Source organism: Nocardiopsis suaedae (assembly GCF_027706745.1).
Taxonomy (GTDB): domain Bacteria; phylum Actinomycetota; class Actinomycetes; order Streptosporangiales; family Streptosporangiaceae; genus Nocardiopsis_A; species Nocardiopsis_A suaedae.
Genome location: NZ_JAQFWP010000052.1, coordinates 1 through 11,541 on the forward strand (window position 1 = coordinate 1; position 11,541 = coordinate 11,541).

Annotated in this window: 11 protein-coding genes; 3 read left to right on the forward strand and 8 right to left on the reverse strand. The window is 72.3% G+C overall.

Going from position 1 to position 11,541, the window contains the following annotated elements; translation table 11 throughout:
* Positions 1–181: 181 nt before the first annotated feature.
* From yaaA to O4U47_RS22635, 3 genes are read right to left on the reverse strand one after another with little or no spacing between them, the layout of a single operon-like run.
* Positions 182–979 carry a peroxide stress protein YaaA gene (gene yaaA, locus O4U47_RS22625; RefSeq protein WP_270679950.1) on the reverse strand — a complete coding sequence of 266 codons (798 nt, stop codon included), beginning with the start codon at positions 977–979 and terminating at the stop codon, positions 182–184.
* 10 nt (positions 980–989) lie between these two features.
* On the reverse strand, positions 990–1,418 hold the full coding sequence (locus tag O4U47_RS22630) for a PIN domain nuclease (protein ID WP_270679951.1): 429 nt from the start codon (positions 1,416–1,418) through the stop codon (positions 990–992).
* Entirely contained in the window at positions 1,415–1,630 is a 216-nt protein-coding gene (locus tag O4U47_RS22635) for a type II toxin-antitoxin system VapB family antitoxin (RefSeq protein ID WP_270679952.1), read from the reverse strand. The genes O4U47_RS22630 and O4U47_RS22635 overlap by 4 nt, the downstream gene beginning before the upstream one ends.
* 105 nt (positions 1,631–1,735) lie before the next feature.
* Between O4U47_RS22635 and O4U47_RS22640 the strand changes: the two genes are divergently transcribed.
* A complete protein-coding gene (locus O4U47_RS22640; protein ID WP_270679953.1) occupies positions 1,736–2,461 on the forward strand; it encodes a GNAT family N-acetyltransferase in 726 nt (241 codons plus the stop codon).
* 118 nt (positions 2,462–2,579) lie between these two features.
* Here O4U47_RS22640 and O4U47_RS22645 read toward each other — a convergent pair whose 3' ends face one another.
* Positions 2,580–2,810 (reverse strand): DUF7455 domain-containing protein, encoded by a 231-nt coding sequence (locus tag O4U47_RS22645; protein ID WP_017624129.1) that lies wholly within the window; start codon positions 2,808–2,810, stop codon positions 2,580–2,582.
* Positions 2,811–3,227: 417 nt separating this feature from the next.
* Between O4U47_RS22645 and O4U47_RS22650 the strand changes: the two genes are divergently transcribed.
* Together O4U47_RS22650 and O4U47_RS22655 are read left to right on the forward strand one after the other, a co-directional pair.
* Positions 3,228–5,333, forward strand: a complete 2,106-nt coding sequence (locus tag O4U47_RS22650) for a DNA gyrase/topoisomerase IV subunit B (RefSeq protein ID WP_270679954.1) — start codon at positions 3,228–3,230, stop codon at positions 5,331–5,333.
* A gap of 208 nt (positions 5,334–5,541) precedes the next feature.
* A complete protein-coding gene (locus O4U47_RS22655) occupies positions 5,542–6,273 on the forward strand; it encodes an RDD family protein (RefSeq protein ID WP_270679955.1) in 732 nt (243 codons plus the stop codon).
* Positions 6,274–6,339: 66 nt separating this feature from the next.
* Here O4U47_RS22655 and cds1 read toward each other — a convergent pair whose 3' ends face one another.
* From cds1 to O4U47_RS22675, 4 genes are all read right to left on the reverse strand, one after another.
* Positions 6,340–7,470, reverse strand: coding sequence for an L-cysteine desulfhydrase Cds1 (gene cds1 / locus O4U47_RS22660; protein ID WP_270679956.1), 1,131 nt, complete (start codon positions 7,468–7,470; stop codon positions 6,340–6,342).
* A 131-nt stretch (positions 7,471–7,601) separates the two neighbouring features.
* Positions 7,602–7,928, reverse strand: coding sequence for a tetratricopeptide repeat protein (locus tag O4U47_RS22665; RefSeq protein ID WP_270679957.1), 327 nt, complete (start codon positions 7,926–7,928; stop codon positions 7,602–7,604).
* A gap of 165 nt (positions 7,929–8,093) precedes the next feature.
* Positions 8,094–8,600 (reverse strand): beta-class carbonic anhydrase, encoded by a 507-nt coding sequence (locus tag O4U47_RS22670; RefSeq protein WP_270679958.1) that lies wholly within the window; start codon positions 8,598–8,600, stop codon positions 8,094–8,096.
* Positions 8,601–8,661: 61 nt separating this feature from the next.
* Positions 8,662–11,154 carry a DNA gyrase/topoisomerase IV subunit A gene (locus O4U47_RS22675; protein WP_270679959.1) on the reverse strand — a complete coding sequence of 831 codons (2,493 nt, stop codon included), beginning with the start codon at positions 11,152–11,154 and terminating at the stop codon, positions 8,662–8,664.
* Between the last annotated feature and the right edge of the window lie 387 nt (positions 11,155–11,541).

Genomic DNA, 11,541 nt, shown 5'->3' on the forward strand with positions numbered 1-11,541 from the left:
CAACGGAAGCGGCTCCGCCGCGCAGGCCTCTCCGTCACCCACCACCACCCTCAACGGAAGCGGCTCCGCCGCGCAGGCCTCTCCGTCACCCACCACCACCCTCAACCCTGGCGATGATCTCGACAGAAGTGCTGCCGAACGAGCGATTTTGACAGCACTTCCGTCGAGATCATCGCGGGGGTCAGTCGCGGACGACCACGTCCAGCGTCGACGGGCGACCCGCCTTGGCCGGGGCCGTCAGCTCGGCGGTGTGCCCCAGGTCGTTCAGCGCCTCGGCCAGCTCGGCAGGCGTCTCCGGCGCCCGCCCCTCGGCGAGCAGGGTGTGGGCGATCGCCCCGCGCGTGGCCTTGGCCATGTGGCTCACCACGCTGCGCTTCACCTCGCCGCCCTTCACGGTCTCCTTCAGTACCCGCACCGCCGCCGTGCGGTCGGCGGCCTCCCCGGAGGGCTTGAACGCCGCCGCGTACGCCGACGAGCGGCAGTCCACGATGAGCCGCCCCTCCGCGCGTTTGGCCACCGCGTCCGCCAGGTGTGAGCGCCAGAAGGTGCCCAGGGCGCCCAAGGGCGGCAGCTTGACGCCCATCGACAGGCGGTACGGCGGCAGCGGGTCGCCGATCCCCACCGTGCCCCACAGCCCGGAGAAGACCAGCACGGACTCGCGCGTGCGCGCCGCCGCCGGTCCCGCCAGCAGCGCGCTCAAGCGCAGGTTGTCGTAGAGCACACCGGTGTACAGCCGGGCGGCGGGCAGTGTGGGCGCCGTGCGCAGCGCACGGTTCCGGTCGACGGCGTCGGCCTGGCCGGGGGAGAGGCCCAGAACCTCCATGGCCCGCTCGCGAGGGCCGGAGCACAGGGCCTCCAGGGACTCCAGCACCGCCTCCCGTGCCCCGTTCACCTCGGGCAGCGACAGCTCGGCGAGGTCCAGCGCGGGACCGTCCCCCTCGGTCGCCTTGCCTTCGGACGGGGGCAGCAGGATGAGCATGGACTCCCTCTCACAGCGAACCGGGCGGTGCCAGCCAGGATGTGGGCTGCCCGGTGTGTTCCGCGATGGTCTCGAAGTCCCGATCGTAGTGCAGCAACGTCAGTCCGCTGATCTCGGCGCATGCGGCAACCAGCAGGTCGACGGTGCCGGCGTTTCTGTGCTCTCCATGCTCGGTCAGGATCCGCTGCACCGCGAAGGCGCGCCGGGCGTGCTCCTCGTCGAGTGCGGCCGGTAGGAGCGCGGAGTTGAGGAAGGCTGCGGCCCGCAGCCTGTCCTTGCCTGACCGAGCGCTGTGGAGGAACTCCAGTTCTGTGATCGGGGAGATCGCGATGAGGGCCTTGTTCGCGGCGTCCCGCCAGGGGAGGAGCTCCTGGCTCTTCACTTCCTGGATCAGGCGGTTGAGGGCGCTCGTGTCGATGAGGAAGACGGCCGGGGTCATCGGCGATAGTTGCGCTTGTCGTTGAGGAGTTCCAGATCGAGGCCCCCTTCATCGGCGAGAGCCTTGAGGCCCACCAGCGCCTCCGCCCGTTCGTAGTCCTCGTTGGCGCGGCGCAGCGCGGTGTTGACGGTGTCCTTCTTGGTCTTGGTGCCGAAACGCTTGGCGGCGGCCTCCAGTGCCTCGTCGTCGACGTCGACGAGGATCTTCGTCATGTCCGTTCCTTCCGTTCCGGGGGGATCGCACTCCATGCGTATATCCAGTGCACTCCTGAGTATATCCTCTGGAGGGTCGTAGCGGCAGAGCTAGTGGGAGTGTGCATGGCCATCGGCACATGGGCGGCGCGGCTGGCCGAGGACTGGCCGGCGGCCGAGGTCGAGGTGCGGGACGGGTGGCGGCTCGGCGCGGACGCCGGGATCACCCGCCGCGCCAACTCCGCGCTCCCCGCCGGCCCCGATCCCCGCATCGAGCGGATGGAGGCGTTCTACCGCGACCGCGGCATCACCCCCTGCGTCCAGGTGTGGAGCGGCGACCCCGGGGGCGACGAAGCCCTCGTCGCCCGCGCGGACGCCGCGCTCGAAGCGCGCGGCTACCGGGCCGAGCAGAGCACGCTCCTGATGACACGTCCGCTCGGCTCCGCCCCGGCGCCGCCCGAGGGCATCGGCGTGCTCCCCGCGCCCGGCGAGCGGTGGCGCGCCGTGGCCGAATCCGTCGGCGAGGGCCCAGACCGCACCCGAGGCGCCTTGCGCATCCTCGGCCGCGCGCCCGTCGTCGGGTACGCCGTGGACGCGGACGGCGCCGCGCGGGGGAGCGTGACCGTCGGCGGCGGCCGCTGCGGGATCTTCACCATGGCCACGGTGCCCGCCGAGCGCGGGCGCGGCCGTGCGGGCCGCATCATGGACGCCCTGCTCGCCTGGGCGCACGCCAAGGGGGCACGCGAGGCCTACCTGGTGGTGGAAGCCGACAACACCGCGGCCGTGCGCGCCTACGGGCGGGCCGGGTTCACGGAGACGGGCGGCTACCGGTACCGGGTCGCTCCGGACTGACCCCCGCCGCCGCCACACCGCGGAAGGCGTTCGGGCGCGGTGCGCACCGCCCCGGAACGACACCGAGGCGGCGGCCCGGTCGGGCCGCCGCCTCAGGTCTGCCAGGGGTCGGGAGTTCCTAACGCTCCTCATCGGGGGTCGTGGCCGGGGTCTCCTGCAGCCGGCTGGTCTCGTCCTGGATCTCAGCGGCGATCTTGCGGATCTCGTCGTCGTGCTCGCGCATGTGGTGCGCGCAGAACAGCAACTCGCCGCCGGAGTTGAGAAGCACCCGGACGTAGGCCTGCGCACCGCAGCGGTCGCAGCGGTCGGCGGCCGTCAGCGGCTGAGTGGGGGCAAGGGTTCCAGTCACTTCGCCTTCCTCAATGCTCGGCGTTAGTCACCTCAGCACAACATCTAACCGGCCCTCGACGTTCCCAACCAGGTCTTCTGTACGCCGACAGCGGAATCGGCCGGGCCGCGGGCCGGGATACGGACCGGCGACACGCCGTGCGGGGCGGGCGATGGCGCGGCCGGAGGCCCGTGGTAGAGAGGTGGTACTGTCGCTTGGGCCCGGCCGTGCGCCGCAGCCCGCACGCGCCCCGCCGCACCGCCGCGGTCGGGGAGGCCGGTCCGGGAAGGTCGGCCCGGCGATGTCCCCGCGCGCGGATAGGCTGGCCCGAGCCCCGGCGCCCGCGGGGAGAAGCCTTCCCGCCCGCCCGCGCCCCGCGCACGCGACGCCCCTGGAGGGCGCCCGCGTGCCCTGTCCGACGAAGCAGGAGACGTCCAGGTGACCGCCCTTACCGCCGCCGTCCACGAGCCCGAGGATTACTCCGCACGGCATCTTTCGGTCCTGGAAGGCCTGGAGGCGGTCCGCAAGCGCCCCGGCATGTACATCGGCTCGACCGACAGCCGCGGGCTCACCCACTGCATGTGGGAGATCATCGACAACTCGGTCGACGAGGCCCTCGGCGGCTTCTGCTCGCGCATCGACGTGGTGCTGCACGCCGACGGGTCGGTGGAGGTGCGCGACGACGGCCGCGGCATCCCCGTGGACGCCGAGCCCAAGTCCGGGCTGTCCGGCGTGGAGCTGGTGATGACCAAGCTGCACGCCGGCGGCAAGTTCGGGTCGGGCTCCTACACCGCCTCCGGCGGCCTGCACGGCGTGGGCGCCTCGGTGGTCAACGCCCTCTCGGGCCGCCTGGACGTGGAGGTCGACCGGGACGGGCGCACCCACTCCATGAGCTTCCGCCGGGGCATCCCCGGCGCCTTCGAGGAGGCCGGGCCCGACGCCGCCTTCTCCGCCGCCTCCGGCCTGCACAAGGGCAAGAAGGTCGCCAAGAGCACCACCGGAACGCGCGTCCGGTTCTGGGCCGACCGGCAGATCTTCCTCAAGGAGGCCGACATCGCCCGCGAGGCGCTGCTGGACCGGGCGCGCCAGACGGCCTTCCTCATCCCGGGGCTGACCATCGCCGTGCGCGACGAGCGCACCGAGGGCGAGCCCCCCTTCGTCGAGGAGTTCCGCTTCGACGGCGGCATCGGCGAGTTCTGCTCCTTCCTCGCCCCCGACGAGCCGATCTCCTCGGTGCTGCGCTTCCAGGGCCAGGGCCACTTCACCGAGACGGTGCCCGTCCTGGACGAGATGGGCCACATGACCCCCACCGACGTCGAGCGCACCCTCGACGTGGACGTCGCGCTCCGGTGGGGGACCGGCTACGACTCCACCGTGCGCTCCTTCGTCAACGTGATCGCCACCCCCAAGGGCGGCACCCACCTGGCCGGGTTCGAGCGCGCCCTGGTGCGGGTGGTCAACGACCAGCTCCGCGCCACCAAGCTGCTCAAGGCCAACGACGACGCCGTCACCAAGGAGGACGTCCTCGAGGGCCTGACCGCCGTGGTGACGGTGCGCCTGCCCGAGCCGCAGTTCGAGGGCCAGACCAAGGAGATCCTGGGCACCTCGGCGGCGTCGCGCATCGTGTCCCAGGTGGTCGCCAAGGAGCTCAAGACCTTCCTGACCTCCACCAAGCGCGCCGACAAGCAGCAGGCCCGCACGGTGCTGGAGAAGTCCGTCAACGCCGCCAAGGCCCGCCTGGCCGCCCGCCAGCAGCGCGAGACCCAGCGCCGCAAGAACGCGCTGGAGAGCTCGGCGCTCCCGGCCAAGCTGGTGGACTGCCGCAGCGAGGGGCTGGACCGCAGCGAGCTGTTCATCGTCGAGGGCGACTCGGCGCTGGGCACCGCCAAGCTCGCCCGCGACTCGGAGTTCCAGGCGCTGCTGCCGATCCGCGGCAAGATCCTCAACGTGCAGAAGTCCTCGGTGGGGGACATGCTCAAGAACGCCGAGTGCGCGGCCATCCTGCAGGTCATCGGCGCGGGCTCGGGGCGCACCTTCGACCTGGACGCCGCCCGCTACGGCCGGGTCATCCTGATGGCCGACGCCGACGTGGACGGCGCGCACATCCGCTGCCTGCTGCTGACGCTGTTCTACCGGTACATGCGCCCGATGCTGGAGGCCGGGCGGGTGTACGCGGCGGTGCCGCCGCTGCACCGGATCGAGCTGACCAATGTGCGCAAGAAGCGCGGGTCCCGGCCCGAGGACCGCTACATCTACACCTACACCGACTCCGAGCTGCAGCGGACGCTGCTGGAGCTGGAGAAGAAGGGCAAGACCTGGAAGGAGCCGGTGCAGCGGTACAAGGGTCTGGGCGAGATGGACGCCGACCAGCTCGCCGAGACCACGATGGACCCGCGCCACCGCACCCTGCGCCGCATCCGGGTGGAGCACGCCGAGGAGGCGGCCAAGGTCTTCGACCTGCTGATGGGCAACGAGGTCGCCCCGCGCCGCAAGTTCATCGCCGACGGCGCCCAGGAGCTGGACCTCGACCGCATCGACGCCTGAGGGCGCACGGCGCCCCTGCGCCCGCGTCGGGCGCAGGGGCGCCGCCGCGTCCGGGCCCGTGTGCGGCCCCTGGCCGGAGGCGGCTCCGGGAATCGGCCTGCCATCGGCGTCGATGCGCTATATTTTTACGCTCAGTCGTGCTTGAATCACCGTAAGTGACGCAACTCGCCCGGGCCCGGGCGGGGCGAACGCGAAACGATGGTGAGCGATGAGCGACGGACAGCAGTACCCCGAACCGGGGGGCCATGAACGGCCGCCGCAGGGCGGGCAGAGCCCTTATGGAGGCGGCGGAGGAATCGGAGGCCCCGGCGGGCCGTCCGGGCCGCAGCAGCCCCAGCCGCAGGAGCCGCCCCAGGAGCCGCAGCAGTGGGCCCAGGAACCGCCCGGGCAGCACGGACAGCCCGGCTACGGGGCCGGACAACCGTCCTACAGAGCGCCCGGCCCCGCCCAGCAGAGCTACGGCGGCTACGGCCCGCCCGCGGCCGCGGGCGTCCCGGGCGACGTCGACGTGGTGGGCCGCAGGGTCGGGCAGTACATCATCGACGGCATCCTGTCGTCGATCATCCCGCTCGTGGCCATGGCCGTGCTCATTCCGCTGGCCTTCATGCCGACCGAGCCGGACGGGTCGCCCAGCAACCCCGGGCTGGCCGTGTTCCTCGGCATCCTGGTGATCGTGCTGTGGGTGCTCATCTACATCGGCTACTGGGTGATCTGGCCCGCCAAGGCCGGCGGCCAGACGCTGGGCATGAAGATGCTGGGGCTGCGGGTCGTCTCCGCCGACGGCTCCGAGGCCACCATGGGACAGCACTTCATCCGCTGGATCCTGCTGATCGTGGACGGCATCTTCTACGGCCTGGTGGGCCTGATCGTCATTCTGGCCAGCGAGGGCAACCAGCGGGTGGGCGACATGGCCGCCAAGGCCTACGTGGTGCGCGCCTGAGGCGGCCGGGCGCCGCGCCCGGCCGCCTCAGGCGCGAGGGACCGGCGGGGAGCGGAGCCCGCGGGGTCACTCCGCGGGCGGCTCCCAGTCGCCTGTGGCCAGGAACCGCTCGATGGCCCCGGTGTAGGGCTCCAGCTCCATGTCCTGCCGGGCCACCCACGTGTCGTCGTAGTAGCTGTGCCGGTAGCGTTCACCGCCGTCGCAGATGAGGGTGACGACGCTGCCGCGCACGCCCTCGCGCAGCATCCGGGCGACCAGCTGCCACACGCCCCACATGTTGGTGCCGGTGGAGCCGCCCGCGCACAGGCCGGTCACCCGGTCCAGGTGCCGCATGGCCGCGATGCTCGCCGCGTCGGGCACCGGCACCATCACGTCGATCACGTCCGGCACGAAGCTCGGCTCCATGCGCGGCCGCCCGATCCCCTCGATGCGGGAGGGCATGCCGGTGGCGTAGTCGCCGGCCCCGGTGACCCACCCGGGGAAGAACGCCGAGTTCTCCGGGTCCACCACCGCCAGCCGGGTGTGGTGCCGCCGGTAGCGCAGGTAGCGGCCGATGGTCGCCGACGTGCCGCCGGTGCCCGCGCCCACCACGATCCACTCGGGGACCGGGTGGCGCTCCATGGAGAGCTGCTCGAAGACCGACTCGGCGATGTTGTTGTTGCCCCGCCAGTCGGTGGCCCGCTCGGCGTAGGTGAACTGGTCCATGTAGTGCCCGCCGGTCTGGGCGGCCAGCTTCTCGGCCTCCTCGTACATCTCCGGGGGCCGGTCCACGTAGTGGCAGCGCCCGCCGTAGCGCTCGATGAGGGCGATCTTCTCGGGGCTGGTGGACCGGGGCACCACCGTCACGAAGTCCACCCCGATGAGCCGGGCGAAGTAGGCCTCGGAGACGGCGGTCGACCCCGAGCTGGCCTCGACCACCGTGGTTCCCTCCCGGATCCAGCCGTTGGCCAGACCGTAGAGGAACAGCGACCGGGCCAGCCGGTGCTTGAGGCTGCCGGTGGGGTGCACCGACTCGTCCTTGAGGTACAGGTCGATGCCCCACGCCTCGGGCAGGGGGAAGGCGTGCAGGTGGGTGTCGGCCGACCGGTTGGCGTCGGCGACCACCCGGCGCACCGCCTCGTCGACCCAGCCCCGGGTACGCGCGCACGAGCGGTCCACGGGCCCGTTGCCGGGGCCGTGGGCAGAGGATCCGTCCATGCAGGGAAGCCTAACGCCGTCCGCCCGTGACGTGCGGGGCCGTACCGGGGCGCGGAAAAGGGCCGGACCCCTCGCGGAGAGGGGCCCAGCCCTTGGGGCGGGGGGCGGGACGGCCGACCGGCGCGGCGCGGTCAGTCGAGGGACCCACCGGACATGGCGGCGTGCATCCTGCGGTGGGCGGCGGCCTCGTCGTCGCGGCTCTGCCGCTCCAGCGACCGGGCCAGGGCGATGTGCGCCCAGCTGTCGCACGGGTCGAGGTCGACGATCCGGCGGAAGGTCTGCTCGGCCTTCTGCAACTGGGCGGAATGGAAATAGGCACGCCCGAGCAGCTCCAGGACGGAACGGCTCTCGGGCTCTTCATCGGCCAGCGGTGCGAGGACCCGGGCGGCGGCGATCGGGTCGCCCATCTCGAAGTAGAAACGGCCGACGGTGAAGGTCTCGTAGGTGGAACCCTGCATCAGCGCACCTCTCATGGGTTGTCCGCCGTCGGGCGTCACAACCACCGCGCAGAGCGCCGTATTCCCAGTTCCTCAAGGGGGAGCGGCGGGGCGGCGCCCCGGGTACCGGGGGGCGCCGCCCGAACGGAGTCCGCCGGGCGGGCGCTGGGCCCGCCACCGGGCGCCTCAGGCGTCGACCAGCTCGACGCGGCCCGTGTCCACGTCGTACAGCGCCCCCGCGACCGGCAGGTCCTTCGGCAGCAGCGGGTGGTGCCGGACGCGCTCCAGGTCGTGCCTGAGCGCCCCCATCTGGTCGTCGTCGGTGTGGAACTCCATGCTCCGGGTGTCCACCCCGTGCTCCCGCCGGATCAGCTCGTGCACCTCGTCGTCGCCGGACACCGAGGCCATCTTGCACTTGGTGTGCGGCATGACCAGCACACGCCCGACCTCCAGCAGGTACGCCGACAGCACCAGCGCGGTGAGCACGTCGTCGGTGACCCGGCCGCCCGGGTTGCGCAGGATCTTCGCGTCCCCGACCTCCAGGCCCAGCGCGGCCAGCGGGTCGATGCGCGAGTCCATGCACGTCACCAGGCCCAGACCGCGCGCGGCCGCGGGCCGCAGCCCCGCCAGCGCGAAGTCGCGCGCGTACTCGGCGTTCGCGCCGATCACGTCGTCGAAGGCATTGGTGGTCACAGCGGACTCCTCCCATGGATGTGGACCCGGCCGCCCCTCACGGCCGGGCGCTCCGTTCGCGTCATTCCCCGGGGCGCTCCAGGAACCCGGTGTCGTGCTGCCCGCTGCCCACCGTGGCGATCGCGCGCATCAGCGGCTCTCCCGAGCCGTCCCGGCGCGGGTCCATGTCGGGCAGGCGGACCGGGCCGCCGTCGGCCCGCGAGGCCCGGGCCGGCGCGCGGCCGATCCAGGCGAACACCAGGGCGTCCTCGCCCTTGAGGAACCTGTGGCAGCGTACGCCGCCGGTGGCCCGGCCCTTCACCGGGTAGGCCTCGAACGGGGTCACCTTGGCCGATCCGCCCTCGGCGGCGACCAGGGCGCCGTCGCCGGAGGCCCCGGCGACGGTCACCACGACGGTGTCCTCGGGGACGGCGACCGCGCCGAACCAGAGCACGCGCGCGTCCTCGGCGAGCTTGACGCCCGCCACGCCGGAGGCCGGGCGGCCCTGCTCGCGCACGGACGAGGCGTCCAGCCGGAGCAGCTGGCCGGTGGAGGCGACGAACGCCAGGTCCTCCTCGCCGGTGGCGAGCTGCACCGCCCCGGCCAGGCGGTCGCCGTCCTTGAGCGTGATGACCTCGAAGTCGTCCTTGTTGGTGGGGAAGTCGCGCACGACCCGCTTGACCACACCCTGCTCGGTGCCCAGCGCCAGGCCGGGCCCGTCGCCGTCCATGGAGGCCAGGGCGATCACCCGCTCCTCGGGCTCCAGGGCGACGAACTCGCCCACCGGCAGGCCCGAGGCCAGGGGCGGCGCGTCCTCCCCGGAGTCGGGCAGCTCGGGCACCTCGACCACCGGCAGCCGGATGGCGCGCCCCAGGTCGGTCACGAGCCCGATGTCGCCGCGCAGCCGGGCGGGCACCGCGCAGGCCACCGCGTCGTGCCGGGTGCGCAGCCCGTCGTAGATCCGCGGCACGGCCGCGCCCTTGCTGCGCCCCAGCATCCCGTCGGCGCCGAGCAGCACCGCGCAGGGGGCGTCGTCCACCTCCAGCGGGACCGCGGAGGTGCGGGCGGCGCCGTCGCTCTCCAGCAGCACGGTGCGGCGCGGGGTGCCGTACTCCTTGGCGACCTCGGCCAGCTCCTTGGAGACCGCCTTGCGCAGCTTGGCGTCGGACTCCAGGATCGCGGTCAGCTCCGCGATCTCCTTCTTGAGCTGCTCGCCCTCCTTCTCCAGCTCCAGCCGGTCGTACTTGGTCAGGCGGCGCAGCGGGGTGTCGAGGATGTAGCGGGCCTGGGTGTCGGACAGCTCGTAGGTGTCCATCAGGCGGGTGCGCGCGTCGGCGGTGTCCTCCGAGTCGCGGATCAGCGCGATGACCGCGTCGATGTTGAGCAGCGCGACCAGCAGGCCGTCGATCAGGTGCAGCCGCTCGCGGCGCTTGGCCCGCCGGTGCTCGCTGCGCCGCCGCACGACCTCCAGGCGGTGGTCGACGAAGACCTGCAGCAGGTCGCGCAGGCCCAGGGTGCGCGGCTCGCCGTCGACCAGGGCGACGTTGTTGATGCCGAACGACTCCTCCATGGGCGTGAGCCGGTACAGCTCGGCGAGCACGCCCTCGGGGTTGAAGCCGTTCTTGAGCTCGATGACCAGGCGCAGGCCCTGGTTGCGGTCGGTCAGGTCCTTCAGGTCGGCGATGCCCTGGAGCTTCTTGGCCTGCACCAGCTCCTTGATGCGCGCCACGACCTTCTCCGGGCCGACGCTGTAGGGCAGCTCGGTGACGACCAGGCCCATGCGCCGGGGGGAGACCTTCTCGATGGAGACGGTGGCGCGGGTGCGGAAGGTGCCGCGGCCCTTGGCGTAGGCGTCGCGGATGCCGTCCAGGCCCACGATGGTGCCGCCGGTGGGCAGGTCCGGCCCGGGGACGAGCTCCATGAGCTCCTCCAGCGGGGCCTCCGGCTTGGCCAGCAGGTGCCGGGCGGCGGCCACGACCTCGCCCAGGTTGTGCGGGGCCATGTTGGTGGCCATGCCCACCGCGATCCCCGAGGCGCCGTTCACCAGGAGGTTGGGGAAGGCGGCGGGCAGGACCTCGGGCTCGTTCTCCTGGCCGTCGTAGTTGGGCCGGAAGTCGACGACGTCCTCGTCGATGGAGGTGACCATCATCTGGGCGGCCCGGTCCATGCGCGCCTCGGTATAGCGCATGGCGGCCGGGGCGTCGTCGCCGCCGAGGGAGCCGAAGTTGCCGTGCCCGTCGACCAGCGGGACGCGCATGGCGAAGGACTGGCTCATCCGCACCATGGCGTCGTAGATGGCGGCGTCGCCGTGCGGGTGGAGCCGCCCCATGACCTCGCCCACGACGCGGGCGCACTTGACGTGCCCGCGGTCGGGGCGCAGCCCCATCTCGCTCATCTGGTAGAGGATCCGCCGCTGCACCGGCTTGAGCCCGTCGCGGGCGTCGGGCAGGGCGCGCTGGTAGATCACCGAGTAGGCGTATTCGAGGAAGCTGCCGCGCATCTCCTCGGAGACGTCGATGTCGATGATCTTCTCGGCGAGCTCCTCGGGCGGAGAGGGAGTGCTTGAACGGGCCATGCCGCCAATTCTGGCCCGACCCGGGGACCATCGCGAACCGGGGCGCCCCGTGCGGCCCCCGGAGTGGGGTGCAGATCACCGTTAGGGTTCCGTTAACGCCGCATTGCGGCACCGCTTCGCGGGGGCGGCGGCAGGTGGATCGGGCCGCTCGGCGCTACGTTGTGTGACCTCCCAGGAGGCGGTGCGGGCGGGGTGCGGGGGTGCGCCGATGCCTGGTCGGCGGGGTGATATCTCCCACGTGCGATTCGGGAATGCGGTGCCGCGCGGATTGGGCCCCGGAGGGGAACGCGCTGGTGGCGGCCAGAAATCACCGAGAGTGACTATTTCGCATAGTGGAAAATTTTGGGCGGATGTTACACGCCATCGCGTGGGAGTCAAGCCGGACCG